The organism is Chitinilyticum aquatile DSM 21506, from assembly GCF_000430805.1.
Taxonomy (GTDB): domain Bacteria; phylum Pseudomonadota; class Gammaproteobacteria; order Burkholderiales; family Chitinibacteraceae; genus Chitinilyticum; species Chitinilyticum aquatile.
Window position 1 is genome coordinate 133,565 of the sequence record NZ_AUMS01000004.1, and the last position, 16,048, is coordinate 149,612.

Annotated in this window: 16 protein-coding genes; 11 read left to right on the plus strand and 5 right to left on the minus strand. The window is 59.4% G+C overall.

The window, feature by feature from the left end; genetic code table 11:
- Positions 1–43: 43 nt before the first annotated feature.
- From ychF to H559_RS0103380, 4 genes are all read left to right on the plus strand, one after another.
- Positions 44–1,135, plus strand: coding sequence for a redox-regulated ATPase YchF (gene ychF, locus H559_RS0103365; RefSeq protein WP_028451527.1), 1,092 nt, complete (start codon positions 44–46; stop codon positions 1,133–1,135).
- 591 nt (positions 1,136–1,726) lie between these two features.
- Positions 1,727–2,710, plus strand: coding sequence for an AAA family ATPase (locus H559_RS0103370; protein ID WP_028451528.1), 984 nt, complete (start codon positions 1,727–1,729; stop codon positions 2,708–2,710).
- 9 nt (positions 2,711–2,719) lie between these two features.
- Positions 2,720–5,209: a S8 family peptidase gene (locus H559_RS0103375; RefSeq protein WP_028451529.1), complete on the plus strand. Its 2,490-nt coding sequence runs from the start codon at positions 2,720–2,722 to the stop codon at positions 5,207–5,209.
- Positions 5,210–5,371: 162 nt separating this feature from the next.
- Positions 5,372–5,974 carry a YiiX family permuted papain-like enzyme gene (locus H559_RS0103380; protein WP_028451530.1) on the plus strand — a complete coding sequence of 201 codons (603 nt, stop codon included), beginning with the start codon at positions 5,372–5,374 and terminating at the stop codon, positions 5,972–5,974.
- 93 nt (positions 5,975–6,067) lie between these two features.
- Here H559_RS0103380 and H559_RS0103385 read toward each other — a convergent pair whose 3' ends face one another.
- Both H559_RS0103385 and H559_RS0103390 read right to left on the minus strand, forming a co-directional pair.
- The gene (locus tag H559_RS0103385) at positions 6,068–6,679 is read right to left on the minus strand and encodes a PH domain-containing protein (RefSeq protein WP_028451531.1); all 612 of its coding nucleotides are present in this window, start codon (positions 6,677–6,679) and stop codon (positions 6,068–6,070) included.
- Between the two features lie 110 nt (positions 6,680–6,789).
- Positions 6,790–7,674: a helix-turn-helix transcriptional regulator gene (locus H559_RS0103390; RefSeq protein ID WP_028451532.1), complete on the minus strand. Its 885-nt coding sequence runs from the start codon at positions 7,672–7,674 to the stop codon at positions 6,790–6,792.
- A 310-nt stretch (positions 7,675–7,984) separates the two neighbouring features.
- On the opposite strand from H559_RS0103390, the gene H559_RS18690 reads away from it, so the two are divergent.
- Entirely contained in the window at positions 7,985–9,361 is a 1,377-nt protein-coding gene (locus H559_RS18690; protein ID WP_162143289.1) for a carbohydrate-binding protein, read from the plus strand.
- A gap of 156 nt (positions 9,362–9,517) precedes the next feature.
- On the opposite strand, the gene H559_RS18695 is transcribed toward H559_RS18690, so the two are convergent.
- Positions 9,518–9,943, minus strand: a complete 426-nt coding sequence (locus H559_RS18695) for a cytochrome c oxidase assembly factor Coa1 family protein (protein WP_034639573.1) — start codon at positions 9,941–9,943, stop codon at positions 9,518–9,520.
- Positions 9,944–10,098: 155 nt separating this feature from the next.
- Here H559_RS18695 and H559_RS21345 point away from each other — a divergent pair, with 155 nt between their 5' ends.
- The 3 genes from H559_RS21345 (at position 10,099) to H559_RS22530 (ending at position 11,828) form a co-directional block, all read left to right on the plus strand.
- On the plus strand, positions 10,099–10,848 hold the full coding sequence (locus H559_RS21345; protein ID WP_051278880.1) for a substrate-binding periplasmic protein: 750 nt from the start codon (positions 10,099–10,101) through the stop codon (positions 10,846–10,848).
- Positions 10,849–10,905: 57 nt separating this feature from the next.
- Positions 10,906–11,559 (plus strand): pseudouridine synthase, encoded by a 654-nt coding sequence (locus H559_RS0103410; RefSeq protein ID WP_028451533.1) that lies wholly within the window; start codon positions 10,906–10,908, stop codon positions 11,557–11,559.
- 131 nt (positions 11,560–11,690) lie between these two features.
- Positions 11,691–11,828, plus strand: coding sequence for a hypothetical protein (locus H559_RS22530; protein WP_155845275.1), 138 nt, complete (start codon positions 11,691–11,693; stop codon positions 11,826–11,828).
- A 38-nt stretch (positions 11,829–11,866) separates the two neighbouring features.
- Here H559_RS22530 and infA read toward each other — a convergent pair whose 3' ends face one another.
- Complete coding sequence (infA, locus tag H559_RS0103420) at positions 11,867–12,127, minus strand: translation initiation factor IF-1 (protein WP_028451535.1); 261 nt, start codon at positions 12,125–12,127, stop codon at positions 11,867–11,869.
- Between the two features lie 456 nt (positions 12,128–12,583).
- Here infA and H559_RS0103425 point away from each other — a divergent pair, with 456 nt between their 5' ends.
- The 3 genes from H559_RS0103425 (at position 12,584) to H559_RS0103435 (ending at position 15,712) form a co-directional block, all read left to right on the plus strand.
- Positions 12,584–12,856, plus strand: a complete 273-nt coding sequence (locus H559_RS0103425; protein ID WP_028451536.1) for an oxidative damage protection protein — start codon at positions 12,584–12,586, stop codon at positions 12,854–12,856.
- Positions 12,857–12,966: 110 nt separating this feature from the next.
- Positions 12,967–15,048 (plus strand): polyphosphate kinase 1, encoded by a 2,082-nt coding sequence (gene ppk1, locus H559_RS0103430; RefSeq protein ID WP_028451537.1) that lies wholly within the window; start codon positions 12,967–12,969, stop codon positions 15,046–15,048.
- A gap of 178 nt (positions 15,049–15,226) precedes the next feature.
- Positions 15,227–15,712: a SixA phosphatase family protein gene (locus tag H559_RS0103435; protein WP_028451538.1), complete on the plus strand. Its 486-nt coding sequence runs from the start codon at positions 15,227–15,229 to the stop codon at positions 15,710–15,712.
- A 105-nt stretch (positions 15,713–15,817) separates the two neighbouring features.
- Here H559_RS0103435 and H559_RS0103440 read toward each other — a convergent pair whose 3' ends face one another.
- Positions 15,818–16,018, minus strand: coding sequence for a SlyX family protein (locus tag H559_RS0103440; RefSeq protein WP_028451539.1), 201 nt, complete (start codon positions 16,016–16,018; stop codon positions 15,818–15,820).
- Positions 16,019–16,048: the final 30 nt, after the last annotated feature.

Genomic DNA, 16,048 nt, shown 5'->3' on the forward strand with positions numbered 1-16,048 from the left:
CTATTTTGTCGCCGTGTGCAAAGCGGCGAGCACGGGGAATTCCATGAGTCTGAAATGCGGTATCGTCGGCCTGCCTAACGTCGGCAAATCCACCCTCTTCAACGCCTTGACCAAGGCCGGCATCGAAGCGGCGAACTATCCGTTCTGCACCATCGAACCGAACGTCGGCATCGTGGAAGTCCCCGATCCGCGCCTCGCCCAGCTCGCCGCGATCATCAACCCGCAGCGCATCCAGCCCGCCATCGTCGAATTCGTCGACATCGCCGGCCTCGTCGCCGGCGCCTCCAAGGGTGAAGGCCTGGGTAACCAGTTCCTCGCCAACATCCGCGAAACCGACGCCATCGTGAACGTCGTGCGCTGCTTCGAGAACGACAACATCGTTCACGTCGCCGGCCGCATCGACCCGATCGACGACATCATCGTCATCGGCACCGAGCTGGCGCTCGCCGACATGACAACCGTTGAAAAAGCTATCCAGCGCGAAGGCAAGAAAGCCAAATCCGGCGACAAGGAAGCACAGGCCCAGATCAAGGTGCTGGAAAAGCTGCTGCCGCACCTGAACGAAGGCCTGCCCGCACGCTCGGCAGGCCTGTCGGACGACGACAAGCTGGCGATCAAGTCGCTGTGCCTGTTGACCATCAAGCCGGCGATGTACGTCGCCAACGTGGCGGAAGACGGCTTTACGAACAATCCGCTGCTCGACCGCGTGACAGAACACGCGGCCAAGGAAGGCGCCCCGGTGGTCGCCGTGTGCGCGGCTATTGAGTCCGAAATCGCCGAGCTGGACGAAGCCGACAAGGCCGAATTCCTTTCTGAGCTGGGCCTGGAAGAACCGGGCCTGAACCGCCTGATCCGCGCCGGTTACGACCTGCTGGGCCTGCAGACCTACTTCACCGCCGGCGTGAAGGAAGTGCGCGCCTGGACCATCCACAAGGGCGACACCGCCCCGCAGGCCGCCGGCGTGATCCACACCGACTTCGAAAAGGGCTTCATCCGCGCGCAAACCATCGCGTTCGACGACTTCATCCAGTACAAAGGTGAACAGGGCGCGAAGGAAGCCGGCAAGATGCGCGCTGAAGGCAAGGACTATGTGGTGAAGGACGGCGATGTGCTGAACTTCCTGTTCAACGTCTAATCCAATCAAGCTCTTTCTAAAGGTTACAAAGAACTTCTAAGACCCGGAACAGCGGCAGAACCCCGGATTCTCCGGGGTTTTTCATTTCAATAACCTTCGTGCAATAACCTGAGCTTATCAGCGCAAAGTGCCTATGGCGGAGTATCTGCCAAATAGCATGCTGCTTAGCAGATGTATATGATCATGCTGTTATCCACTGATCCAGCGCGGCCCCAGACCAAGCAGAGGTCGTGCTGTCCATCAAAGGATGCGCCCCCAACTACAGATGATCTAGTTGTAAGTCTTTACGATGCTCCTACGCTGGCAACAAGGATAGAAAAATCGCAAGATCGTATGGCGAAGTTGCCAAACCTCATCTCGCGCCTCCCGGCTACTCGAAAGGAAAGAGTCAGAAGGCCCTTGATGCGTTAGGATAATGAGATGCCTGATTAGGAGGCTACCTCAGCTGAGCACAATTCGTCATTCCCGCGCAAGCGGGAATCCAGCTTTAATCCTCGCTCAGGTGATGCTCTGGATACCTACTTTAGCCGATAAAACGGAATGCTAAGCTAGCTACCTAATCATGATGAGATAAGAGTATTGGTGAGAAAAATGGCCACAGCCGAGCAAATCAAAGCACTTTTAAGAAGCCATGCTGATCGGGACGATCAGCGCTTCTACGCTACGGCTTTGCAAGTCGCAGCTCAAGAGGCTCGCCAAGGCCATCGTAAACTCGCCAACGATATCAAGGATATGGTTGAAAAATCCCAAGTTAATAGCAACTTGGGGCTCGCACTGGTAAAACCGACTCCATTTGTTCAGCAACCCAAAGGCGACTTAAGGGGATTGCTTGAGCTTACAAACTCGGCAGTAAGAATTAGCGAGCTGGTCCTCGGTGCCGAGGTTCTAGAACGCCTCCATCGCGTATTACTTGAGCAACGACAAAAAGATCGCCTTTCCCAATTTGGACTGCTCCCACGACGTAAGCTTCTGTTCACTGGGCCGCCAGGGACGGGAAAGACAATGTCTGCCTCTGTGCTTGCGACAGAGCTGAAACTACCGCTCTATACGATTGTTCTTGATAGTTTGATTACTCGGTTCATGGGGGAAACCGCAGCAAAGTTACGACTTGTCTTTGACCACATCAAGCAAACTCGGGCGGTCTATCTCTTCGACGAGTTCGATGCCATCGGCACCCAGCGCGGAGCGCAAAACGATGTAGGTGAAATTCGACGTGTCTTGAACTCGTTTCTTGTTTTCGTAGAGCAAGACGACTCCGAAAGCATTATCGTTGCTGCGACCAACCATCCCGAGCTTCTAGACAAGGCGCTTTATCGCAGATTTGATGACATCATCCGGTTTGAAAAGCCACGCGATAACCAAATTCAGAAGATTATCGAGAACCGGCTGGCCATGTTCGAAACCCAATCTCTTGTCTGGAATGAGGTTACTACGGCAGCTCATGGTCTGAGCGCTGCGGAAATAACACGAGCCTGCGAAGATGCGGCGAAAGAGGCGGTTCTGCATCATGACAAAAAACTGGCTACCACGCTTGTATTGAAGGCGATTGAGCAACGTCAAGCTGGCAAAGAATAAGGAGTGGTTATGCCAAACCAGAAGCGGCACATTCTGATCGAAGGTTTTCTGTCCAACGAAGATTATAGATCGCGCAGAACTGGTAGAAGCCCAGCTATTCCTCTTCAAGATCGGATTCCACATGGCCAGCAGTTGTCAGCCAGATACATAGACATACTGCAGCAGTACGATGAAAAACGGCAAAATTCCGAGTCGCCCATCACAGAAGAAGTTGGGATATTTGTAGAGATCGTCGGAGCCCCTGGCATCAAGTTACCTCTAGATAGCCTAGATACCCGTGACTTCAGGTTGCACGCTTGCCGCAAGGTTGGTGATCATGAGATTGCTCTGGTATTTATTCCAGAGGCTCGTCGTGAAAAGTTTCAAAGGAAGGTCACGCAATATCTTGACCCGGGTAAGGATAGTAATAGTGGCCCTCGCAATCACAATTTGATCGACAGTATCGCCGAAATACGCTTGGCGGATCTGCATTCATTTTGGACGGATGACCCCAGCCTTTTTCCTCAGGACACCAATCAGCAAATTTGGTGGGAGCTTTGGCTAAAGCGACGTGATGGCGAAGACCCGCGAAGTATTGCGGCACAGCTATCAGAAAGAATAGGTGGGCGACTTGGAAATACCTCGTTAAATTTCTTCGATAGCATCGTATTTCTGATCAGAGCTTCCACGCTACAGCTGGAACGCGCCCCAGAGTTAATCTCCTCCCTTGAGGAACTGCGGCGCGCTAAGGAAACTCCCTGCGTCTTGGTGGAGTCTTCGCCCAAAGAACAACGCGAATGGGTGGATGACTTGGTCGCACGAGCGAAAGTTTCGAACAGCGTATCCGTTTCTGTAGCCATTCTAGATACCGGCATAAACTACAACCATCCATTGCTATCTTCTGTCTGCAATCAGCCGCAATCGGAAACATGGCAACCGCAGTGGCCGCATTACGATGACGTAAATGATCATGGCTCCAGACAAGCAGGTTTGGCGATATTCGGGGATTTGCATGACGCGCTGGTGAGTCGGTCTGAAATACCTCTGCAGCATCGCATTGAATCGGGGCGTATTTTACCGCCACGCGGTGTGAATGACCCGGAACTCTATGGCGCAATTACTGTAGGTACCGCATACAAACTGGAAGCAACGAGACCTGAATGGCGGCGCGTCTATTCCTTGGCAGTAACGGCCGACTCGGAAAAGGAAGGCGGAATCCCTACCTCATGGTCAGCGGAAATTGATCAATTCTCGTCAGGCGCAGAGGACGGGCAACAACGACTTTTCGTGATATCAGCCGGTAACAATCGCTCCCTCCTGCCAAACGTTGACCACTGGGAGCAGCTACATCTTGCCGAGATAGAAGACCCGGCTCAGGCATGGAATGCCCTGACGGTTGGAGCATACACAGAGAAGACGACCAACGATGACCCGAGCTTTGACAGGTGGTCGCCCTTTGCCCGAGCTGGAGACGCAGCTCCTGCCTCTAGGTCATCTGTCAATTGGAGTTGGAAGAAGCAGGCACCTTATAAGCCTGACGTTGTAGCAGAGGGCGGCAATCGGCTGTTGTCTCCCGATGGGACGAGCGTATCTGATGCAGACTCGGTTTCTCTTCTGACAACATCCGGAAAGGCGGCTGGTCAACTCTTTGAGGTATCCGCCGATACAAGTGCCGCCTGTGCATTGGTTTCACGCCAAGCGGCTATTCTCATGGATGAATACCCAGACTATTGGCCGGAGACAGTTCGTGGGCTCCTGGCACACTCGGCAGAGTGGACTGAGCGCATGTGGGAACGTTTCGGAATTCTCAGTGGCCACCACAGCCCCAAGGTCGCCAAAGATACGATGCTTAGGTGCGTTGGATATGGCGTTACCAACCTTGAGCGTGCGCGCTATAGCGCCGGTCATGAATTGACGCTGGTCGCACAGGATCATCTTCAACCATTCACCAAGAGCGCGGATGCCTCTGGCTCTACCGATCCCAAGCTTAACGAGATGCAACTATATGAGCTGCCGTGGCCGGCGGATATTTTGCGCCAGCTCGCCCCAGAACTAGAGGTGAAGCTGAAGGTAACGCTCTCGTACTTCATTGAGCCAAATCCTGGTCGTAGAGGCTATAGGCAGAGATATAGCTACCAGTCTCATGGCCTACGCTTCGAGGTCATTCGGCCGGGCCAGTCGCTTGAGAATTTCCGAGCATTTATCAATGCGCTTGCAGATGCAGAAGACTACATCGGTCCAGAAGGTGATGCAGACGGTTGGCAATTTGGCCCTCAGCTTCGGACGCGAGGCTCGTTGCACTCTGATGTCTGGACTGGTTCTGCCGCCGACTTGGCGGATATGCAAACAATAGCTATTTACCCGGTAGGAGGCTGGTGGAAATACCGCGCAGCTCAAGATCGCTGGCAGAACAGTGTTCGCTATAGCTTGATTGTCAGCATCGAGGTGCCAGATGAGACGGTTGACATCTATTCCGTGATTGAGAATATCGTTCAAGCCCAAGTTGAAATCGCTGTCTAATATGCCCCGTAGACTAATCTGAGCTTCTATTTGCAAGCCCTCTGTGCGGTTTTTTTTTCATAGGCGACCCACAAGAATCATCCGTGTATGTGAACCCAGCCATTGCAGACAAATGGCTTCCGCCTTATACAGCAGCCTGTATCTACAGCAAGGAAATGCACGATGCGCTGCCTGCCCCTCTTCCTGTTCGCGCTGGCTGCACCAGCCTTCGCAGTTTTGCCGGATGTGCAGGATGGCGATCTGGTGTTTCATACCTCGCGCTCGGCGCAAAGCCTGGCGGTGCAGCGGGCGACGGGGTCGAAGTACAGCCACATGGGCATGGTGTTTCTGAAGCACGGTCAGCCCTACGTGCTGGAGGCGGTAAGCACGGTGCGCTATACGCCGCTGGCGCAGTGGGCGGCGCGCGGCAGCAATGGCCATCTGGAGGTGAAGCGGCTGACTGACGGGCTAAGCCCGGCGCAGGCCGCGCGGCTGCGTACCGAGGCCGAGCGCTATCTCGGCAAGCCCTACGACCTGACCTTCGAATGGTCGGATCAGCGCATCTATTGCTCCGAGCTGGTGTGGAAAAGCTACGAGCGTGCGCTGGGCATCCGCATCGGCGAAACGCAGCGCCTGCGCGATTTCCGGCTCGATGATCCGGCGGTCGCCGCCAAGCTGCGCGAGCGCTATGGCCAGGCGGTGCCGCTGGATGAAACGGTGATTTCGCCGGTGGCCATGTTCCGCGCCAAGAATCTGCAGAGCGTCGCCACCCCCGCTGCGAAATAGCCCTCCCGGGGCAGTAGGTGAAAACAGAAAGCCCGGCCTGCAGTGCCGCAGCCGGGCTTTGTCATGCGGGGCGGAGCCTGCTGCGTCCAGGCATCAGCTGGCGATATAGCGCTGGAATACCGCGACAAAGTCCTTGACCACGTATTTCTGGTGACTTTCCCGTAGCCAGTTGAAGGCCGTCTGGTTGAGCTGCCCGAAGGTTTCGGCCGTGGCACCACCGACCTGGCCACGACCAAGCGTGGTAGCGGCAAGCTGGATGCTGGCGCGGGCCTGATCGTAGGCCACCGCATTATCCTGCTGGATTTCGGCAATACGCAGCAGCGATTTGTAGAGGTCTTTCAGCTCTTCCAGATGCTTTTTGTGCACGTCGATGGAAAAGGCCTGCTCGCCGAGCACGAACTTGATTTCGACATCCATATCGACCGTGCCGGCCGTTTCCAGCTTCACATTGCTGACCGGGTGCGAGTGATAACTGTAGCGGTAGAGCATGCGCTTCTTGCTGACGGCGCTGGTGCCGTCCAGATGGATCAGTGCTCGATTGGTGAAGCAGTAATCGTCGGTTTTGGACTTGATGAGGAAGAAGATCTTCTCGCTGTCCTCGTGCATCACGTAATCATCGGCATCCACCTTGTCGAAATCGGCTGGGCCGATCACCGAACCGATATCGCTCAAGCCGAGGGCGTCGGCTGCCAGTTTGCCAAACATGGTCACTCTCCTTGCGTCAGGGGATGAAGGCGGCGGGCTCGCCGGAACGGGATCTGCCGGACAGTCCACTGCGTTATAGCGCATGCCGGTGACAATCCGGCGACCGCACATCAGGGCAGCTGAAGCGGCTGCGTTTCCAGATAGCGGACGATCGCGCCGGGCGCTTCGCCGAAATGCCGCGTGAAGCGGCGGGAGAAACTGGAGACCTCGGCATAGCCGACCATGGCCGCCACCTCGCTGACATTGCCGCGCCGCTGCAGCAACCATTCACGCGCGCAGCGCATGCGGCGGGCGACGATTTCATCACGCGGAGAATGGCCGAGTACGCTCACGCACAGGCGCTGGAACTGCGAATGGCTCACCCCCCAGAGGGCGGCAAAATGATCGACCCGCCAGTCTGCGGCCGGATCACTGTCAATGGGCGCGAACAGCACGTCCAGCCTGGCGCGCAGCGGATCGGCCGGCGGCGGTGCCAGCGTGCGCTGCAGCAGGCCGGTCAGCAGCGCACGGGCCGCACTGGATTGCGGGGCGGCATGCAGCGGGCGGCGCGCCTCGGACGCCAGCAGCGTGGCGGCCATGAACAGCGCGGCGCTGTCCGGGCAATCGCGCAGGGTTACCGCCGGATGATCCAGCGCCTGCCAGCGCTCGTCCTGCGGCAGCAGAAACCAGCTGAAACGCCACAGCGCCTGCGCCGGATCACGCTCCAGCCCGCTGCGCCCGCCGGCCGGCAGAATGGCCAGCTGGCCGGCGCGCAGGCGAAGGCGCCGGTCTCCATCCAGAACCCAGCCTTCGCCGGCATCGGCGCACACCACGACATGGAATGGTGCCCCGTCCCGCTCGACCCGGTAGGGGTGGGTAATCTCGGAGGCGCCAAGCAGCAGAATGCCGGACTGCTGCAGGGCAGGCAGGCAGGGATGGAAGTAGATGCGGCTGCCGACGCTGATCTGACGGTTGGCCGGGTCAACGTCGAAACGCTCAAGGTAGATATTGCTCATGCAGCAGGCCATTCCGGCTGAGTAAGCCAGATTCTGACACCCGGCCGCCGCCTTGTCGCCCCTGCCTTACAGCGTGCGGCATTCACGCCACAGCACGGGTATATTCAGAATACCCTTATATGATAATGGCCACATCTTTATACATAGATGGGTATACACGGCAACATGCTCGATTCGGCCAAGGCCGGACGCCTGTTTATGTCATTCTCATGCCGGGAGGGCAGCGGTACAGTCATCACTGCCTGCCGGCAACCGCCGGCAGGCGGGGTTGCGGCACAGATCGCAGCCACTGACCGGAGGAATGAGAAAAATGAACAGGACTTTGACCCGAATGCTGCTGGCCGCAGGGCTGACGATAAGCATGCAGACTGCCTGCGCAGCAAGCACGGACTGGGAAGCCGGCCGTGTCTACAACAAGAATGACACCGTGACCTACCAGGGCAGGACCTGGCAGGCGCAGTGGTGGAACCAGGGCGATGCCCCGGGCAAGGCCTGGGGTGCCTGGGTGGAAACCGGCAACAGCGCCGGCGACGACTGGCAAGGCACGCGCGCCTACAAGGCCGGCGAGAAGGCAGAATACAAGGGCATGCGCTATCAGGCCCGCTGGTGGACGCAGGGTGAAGCGCCCGGCAGCGCCAGTGGCGTGTGGCTGCTGCTGGGCCCGGTCGAGCCGCCACTCAGCGGCATGGCTGCGGTGCACAGCGGCGGACGCATTCAGCTCGATGGCGACAGCGCCCGCTTCAGCTGGCCGGGCGTGTATTTCGATGCCCGCTTCAGCGGCAGCAGCATCGGCCTGAAATTCGACGACAGCGTGAACCACTTCGATGTGCTGGTGGACGGCAAACGCGTGCAGGAAGTAGCCGCACCGGGCAAGACCACCGTCTGGATCAGGGATCTGCCCGCCGGCGAACACAGCGTGCGGGTCGCCAAGCGCACCGAATCAACGCAGACCAGCGGCGCTTTCCTCGGTTTTGAAGCCGGCGCGGGCGGCAAGCTGCTGGCTCCGCCAGTGGCAGCGCGCCGACAGATCGAATTCATCGGCGATTCGCTGACCGTCGGCATGGGCAATACCAGCGGCAAGCGCGAATGCACCGAGGCGGAAATCACTGCCACGACCAACGCCAACCTGAGTTTCGGCGCGCTCACCGCCGCGAAATACGGCGCGGATTACCAGATCAACGGCTATTCCGGCCTGGGCATGATCCGCAATTACGACGGCAATCTCTACCCGAGCAACTACCGCACTTACTATGACCGCGCGCTGCTGAATGATGCCGGCAGCACATGGCTCAACAAGGGTGACTGGAAGCCGCAGGTGGTGGTGATCGGGCTGGGTGCGAACGATTACAACACGCCGGTCAAGGCCGGCGAGGCGTGGACCACCGTCACCCGCAAGGCGGAATACAAGAAGGCCTATCACGACTTCCTCGGCAAGCTGCGCCAGCAATACGGCGACGAAACCTTGCTGGTCCTCAGCGCTACCGCGCTGTGGCAGGCCGATGACTTCATCCCGTCGGTGCAGGAAATCGTTTCTGAACGCAAGGCGGCGGGCGACCAGCGCGTGGTCTACTTCGGCTTTGGCGGGCTCGACTTCATGGGCTGCCAGTGGCACCCGTCGGTGCAGGACCATCAGAGCATCGCCGCGCAGTTGCAGACGGTACTCGATGGCAGTGGCCTGAGCTGGTAAGGCGGCGCTGACAGGGCTGCATCAGCATGGGTATCTGCATGCAGCCCAATATCCTGAAAAGCCACAAGCCACTACCCAACCATGTATCAAGTAGGCTACCGGACTGTGCCGGATGACTGGCGGCAGGCTTGCGCGACTGACCAGCGCAGGCCTGCTTCAGGGCGCGGGCGGATTCAGGTTGATTTCCTTCCCGCTGGTATCCATGCGCACCAGCAGTACGGAGTACGACCACACGCCGGCTGATTTGCTCGCTTCGACATACAGCGTGGCCGCGCCGTGCGGGCCGGAGAGCGGAATGCTGAAGCTCGCATCGCCTGACGCATTGTTGCTGCTGAAATTGCCCGACACGAAAAATCCTTCCTCAATCGGCTCGCCCAGTGCCTGACGCAATGCCATGCTGGCCTTTGCCTGCGCGACGGCATGCTGATAGGGCTCGGTGCCGCGCAGCATGCCAAACACCAGCATCAGCAGCAGCGCGACAAAGGCGAGCATCAGCGCCAGCAGCGTGACTCCGCCCAGCGGTACGGCCCATTTCCAGTTGCGGCTCCACCAGCCCGGAGCGGTTTGCGGTGTGCTTGTCATCGTGCTTCCCTGTGCCGGAATCTGTCCTGTTCCTGACTGTAGCACAACGCACACAGTCGCAATGACGGCGGTCATGCCGCCCTTCGGCCACACCGGCAAAGCCGTGACATTTCGCCCATACTGCAAGGCAGGCAAGGCATTGCAGGAGGCAGGCAATGGGCAGATCACAGCACATCCGCTGGCAGGCGGCACTGGCCGGAATGGCGCTGCTGGCAGGCAGCCTGCAGGCCGCCGACCTGCGCGCCTATACCGAAAATTTCCCGCCCTTCAACAATCTGCAGGAACAGCAGGAATCCGGCATATCGGTCGAGCTGCTGCGGCTGATCGCCGGACGGGCCGGGCTCGACATCCAGCTCTCCTTCCTGCCCTGGCAGCGTGCCGTGAACGACAACGCGGCCGACCCGAACAGCATTCTGTTCACGACCGTGCGCACACCACAGCGCGAAAACAGCTACCTGTGGGTCGGCCCGATCGACGCCTGCAATCTGGAGCTGGTACGGCTGAAAAAACGCAAGGATATCCGCATCGACTCGCTCAGCGATGCCTACCGCTACAACATCGGCATCCCCGTAGCCGGGGCGGATTCGGAAGTACTGACCAGGCTGGGTTTCCCTGACAGCCGCATCAAACGCACGCCGCCTTCGGCCAGCGTGGTGCGCATGCTGTATGCCGAGCGCTTCGACCTGGCCTCGGGCATCAAGCTCAGCTTTGCCTACCAGGCACGCATGCACGGCCTGCCGCCAGGCGAACTGGCGTCGGCGTATACGCTGCAGAAAGGCGGTGGCTGCTACTTTGCCTTCAATCCGGCCGTCGACCCCGAGCTGTTCCGCCGCTTCGACACGGCTTTCCGCGAGCTGGAAAAGGAAGGCGCATTGCGGGCCCTGCACAGCAAATACCTGCGCTGACGCGGTGGGGCGTGCGGCATGGTAGACTGCGCGCGCCTATTTCCCGAGCACCGCACCATGACCTATCTCCCGCCCCCTGATACCGGCCTCGATCTGGTTTTCGCCGACGCGCACCTGGTCGTCGTCAACAAGCCCGCCGGCCTGCTCTCCGTGCCGGGGCGCGGCGAACACAAGGCCGATTGCATGCTGGCGCGGGTCGCGAAGGACTTTCCCGATGCGATGACGGTGCACCGTCTCGACATGGACACTTCGGGCCTGCTGGTATTCGGCCGCGGGCCGGAGATGCAGCGTGCGCTGTCCATCCTCTTCATGGATCGCCACGTCGACAAACGCTATGTGGCGCTGGTGGAAGGCAATCTGGCGCACGACTCGGGTAGCATCGACCTGCCGCTGAACGTGGACTGGCCGAACCGGCCGAAGCACCGCGTCGATTTCGAAGAGGGCAAGCCCTCGCTGACGCGCTTCGAGAAGCTGGGCTTTGACGCGGATCTCGACGCCAGCCGCGTCGCGCTGGAGCCCGTCACCGGCCGCTCGCACCAGCTGCGCGTGCACCTACTGGCCATCGGCCACCCGATTCTGGGTGACACGCTCTACGCCACGCCGGCAGGGCTGGCCAAGTCACCACGCCTGTGCCTGCACGCCGAATTTCTGGCGTTGCCGCATCCGGTCAGTGGCGAGCGGCTGGAATGGCTGCGCGCTGCGCCATTCTGACCACAAAAAAAGGGTATTGGCCTGAAGCCCTCTGATTCAGAGGTCCGCAGGGCAATACCCTTGATTTCAATCGCCGCGATTCACGGCGATGGCACTACTCAGTGGCGTGTTGCCGCAATGTAGGCATTGCCATGGTAATCGGCACTGCTGATGCCCAGCGGGCTGCGGAACGTAACCTGAACCTGGCGACCGGCATGCTTGATGCCAATGACTTCAAAACGAACGGTCTGGCCATTCAGGGATTGGGCGATGAAATCACCCGGCTGTAACTCTTTAATGATCAATGTATTACCTATTCAAATTAATACTAGCGGCGGCGCGGTGTGAAGGGTGCGCCACCAACCGGTGCCGTGGCATAGCGGAAGGTGATGCGACCCTTGGTCAGGTCGTAGGGGGACATTTCCACCTTGACCTTGTCACCCTGCAGAACACGGATTCGGTTGGTTTTCATCTTGCCCGATGCGTAGGCGAGGATTTCCACGCCGTTGTCGAGCGTCACGCGGAAACGCGATTCCGGCAAAACTTCGCTGACGGTGCCTTCAAACTCAATGCCTTCTTCTTTGGCCATGATTAACCTCCGCTAGCGCTGCCATACCAGACGGCAACGCAGATTTAAACAATGCGCGTCAGCATCGACTAACCAGGTTCTTTGAATGAGAGTTGGTAGGCCAAGCGAAGCACGATTCGCCTGTGTGTACAGCGGTCTGGGCGAGGGGGCCAGACAGAACAAGCTCGGCGGCATCAAGGGAAGGCGCTTTCGCGTGAGGTCGAAAGGCACGCCAAAGCGGCAAAAGGGCTTGTGAACTGTGGTTCAGGCGCGGCCAAATGCAGAGTGCTTTTGGCTCAACCGCGCAATATACCGGAAATCCATGAAAAAAGAATAGCTATTTTGCAAAATACCGACCAAAGGGCGCCTAAATCCGTTCCGGCAGGCTGACCACCGCCGCAGCCTCGGTTTACAATGCGGCATCAGGTGGCGCGACAGGCGCCATTATTTCACTGCCTTATTGATTGGAGCATCTGCATGAGCCGTACTGTCCACTGTGTGAAGCTGGGTCGTGAAGCCGAAGGTCTGGATTTTGCGCCGGTACCGGGCGAACTGGGCAAAAAGCTGTTCGACAATGTTTCCAAGGAAGCCTGGCAGGCGTGGGTCAAGCACCAGACCATGCTGATCAATGAAAACCGCCTGAATCTGGCCGACATCCGTGCCCGCCAGTATCTGCAGCAGCAGATGGAAAACTACTTCTTCGGCGCCGGCGCCGACCAGATCGCCGGCTTTGTGCCACCGAGCCACTAATTTTGTCATCATCAGGCCGCATCATGCGGCCTGATGCGTCTGGATCATGCCATCCGGACCCGCCGTTCCAGCCCTGACACATCCGCAAAAGAATTAGACGAGCGATGCCAATGACCTACAAACCCGCCGACAACCAGTTGATGCTGAACCGCGAACTGGGCCTGCTTGAATTCAACCGCCGCGTGCTGGCGCAAGCCGAGGATGACAGCAACCCGCTGCTGGAGCGCCTGAAGTTCATCTGCATCGTGTCGAGCAACCTCGACGAGTTCTTTGAAGTCCGTGTCGCCTGGCTGAAGGAAAGCATGCGGCACAATCCGACGCGCCTCCTGCCCGAAGGCATGACCACGCCGCAGGTGCTCAATCTCGTGGCCCGCGAGGCCCACGATCTGGTCGAGCGCCAGTACCGCCTGCTGCGCGAAGTGATTTTCCCGGCACTGGCACAGGAAGGCATCCATTTCTTCCGCCGCAGCGTGTGGAATGACGCGCAGCGCGAGTGGGTGCGCGATTTCTTTTTCCGCGAGCTGATGCCCATCCTCACCCCGATCGGGCTCGATCCCTCGCACCCCTTCCCGCGGCTCTTGAACAAGTCGCTGAATTTCATCGTCGAGCTGGAAGGCCGCGATGCCTTCGGCCGCAATTCCGGCATCGCCATCGTACAGGCGCCGCGCGTACTGCCGCGCTTCGTGAAGATGCCCAAGGAAGTCAGTGGCGTCGACAACGGCTTCGTGTTCCTGTCATCGATCCTGCACGCGCATGTCGATGAACTGTTCATGGGCATGAACGCGCTGGGCTGCTACCAGTTCCGCCTGACGCGCGATTCCGACCTGTCGGTCGATGACGACGAGGTGAAAGATCTGCGTGCCGCGCTGGAAGGCGAACTGTCGCAGCGTCCCTTTGGCGACGCGGTGCGCCTGGAAGTTGCCGACAACTGCCCGAAGCATCTGCAGGATTTTCTGCGCGAGCAGTTCGGCCTCGACGATCTGGACGTGTATCGCGTCAACGGCCCGGTCAATCTGGTGCGCCTGATGCAGGTGCCCGACCAGGTGGACCGCCCCGACCTGAAGTTCGCGCCCTTCTTCCCCGGCCTGCCGCCGGAGCTGAAGAAGCAGACCGATCTCTTCGCCGCCATCCGCCACAGCGACGTCCTGCTGCATCACCCCTACCAGAGCTTCACGCCGGTGGTCGACCTGCTGCTGCAGGCCGCGCGCGACCCGCACGTGGTGGCGATCAAGATGACGGTCTACCGCACCGGCAGCGAATCGGCGCTGATGGATGCGCTGCAGGAAGCCGCCGCCCGCGGCAAGGAAGTCACCGTTGTCGTCGAGCTGATGGCGCGCTTTGACGAAGAAGCCAACATCAACTGGGCGGCCAAGCTCGAGCGCGCCGGCGCGCACGTCGTCTATGGCGTCTACGGCTACAAGACGCACGCCAAGATGCTGCTGATCGTGCGCCGCGAGGAAGGCCGTCTGCGCCGCTACGCACACGTCGGCACCGGCAACTATCACCCGCGCACCGCCAAGCTCTACACCGACTTCGGCCTGATGACCATCGACGAGGACATCACCAACGATGTCAACGACGTGTTCATGCAGCTCACCGGCCTGGGCCAGGCGGGCGACCACCAGGCGCTGTGGCAGGCCCCCTTCACGCTGCAACCCAGCCTGGTGCGCGCGATCGAGCGCGAAATCGAGCATGCCAAGGCGGGCCGCAAGGCGGTCATCATCGCCAAGATGAATGCACTGCTGGAGCCGTCGCTGATCGACCGCCTGTATGAAGCGTCCAGCGCCGGCGTGACGATTCACCTGATCGTGCGCGGTGTGTGCGCGCTGCGCCCGGGATTGCCGGGCATCTCGGAAAACATCAAGGTGCGCTCGATCATCGGCCGCTTCCTCGAACACCACCGTGTGTTCTACTTCTTCAATGACGGCGAGGAAAACGTCTACCTGTCGAGCGCCGACTGGATGGGCCGCAACCTGTTCCGCCGCATCGAAATCGCCTTCCCGGTGAAAAACGCGCGCATCAAGCGCCGCGTGATCCGCGAATCGCTGCGCCCCTTCCTCGTCGACAACACGCAGGCCTGGGAAATGCTGTCGGACGGCCGCTACCGCCGCAAGGCCGTACGCGGCAACAAGGCCCGCAGTGCGCAGCAGATGATGCTGGCCGAGCTGGGCTCGCAGATGATCCCGGTTTAACAGGCTGTTGATAAAATCAATTTCTCCAGTGACATCAAGCACCGGGCAAAGCCCGGCGCAAATGACATCTTGATAAATCAACGACTTGCCGTTTGTTTTTCATACATTTTTCCCGGCTTTGCCGGAAAAAACGAGACGCAGGGTGTTTTTCAACACCCTGCTAAGCGGAGAAACCGTCATGGATCTGATTCTCTGGCGTCACGCCGAAGCCGAAGACAGCGCCGTCACCGACCTCGCCCGTGCGCTCACGCCCAAGGGCAAGAAGCAGGCGGCACGCATGGCGAAATGGCTGAAAGCCCAGCTCGCCGGGCGTGAAGCCGACATCACGGTGCTGGTCAGCCAGGCACGGCGCAGCCAGGAAACCGCCGCCGCGCTGCCCTGGCCGGCGACCATCGACGAACGCCTGAACCCCGGCCTGGCATCGGCGGCACACATTCTGGAAGTCAGCAAATGGCCGCAGGCCGGCGACAAGGTCGTGATCATCGCCGGCCATCAGCCGATGATCGGCCGCGCCGCCAGCCTGCTGCTGTCCGGCGTCGAACAGGAAACCAGCGTGAAGAAGGCCGGCGTGTGGTGGCTGCAGCGTCGCGAGCGCGACGGCAGGATCGATTTCCTGCTGCGCGCCATGGTCACGCCGGATCTGCTCGCCGGGATGGAAGAATAGCCCGCGCAATACAGGCTCAGGTATTGGCCTGCAGCCATTTAAGCAAAAAGGCCATGGGCATATACCCATGGCCTTTTTTCCACCTGCCAGAGTAAGCGCACGACATCAGTAATGCGGCGGGATCTCCTGCTGGCTGGCCGCACGCGGGCCCAGCTCAAGCTGGGAGATGTGGCCCTGCATTTCCGCAAACAATTGCTGCAGGCGTGCCAGCTGCATCTGCTGCTGGGCCACCGTGCTGTTGAGCGATTCGAGCAGCTCGTCCTGCAGGGCCAGCCGGATTTCCAGCTCGGTGATGCGGTCTTCCATACACTCCTCCCAATTCACTTGTCCTGACCT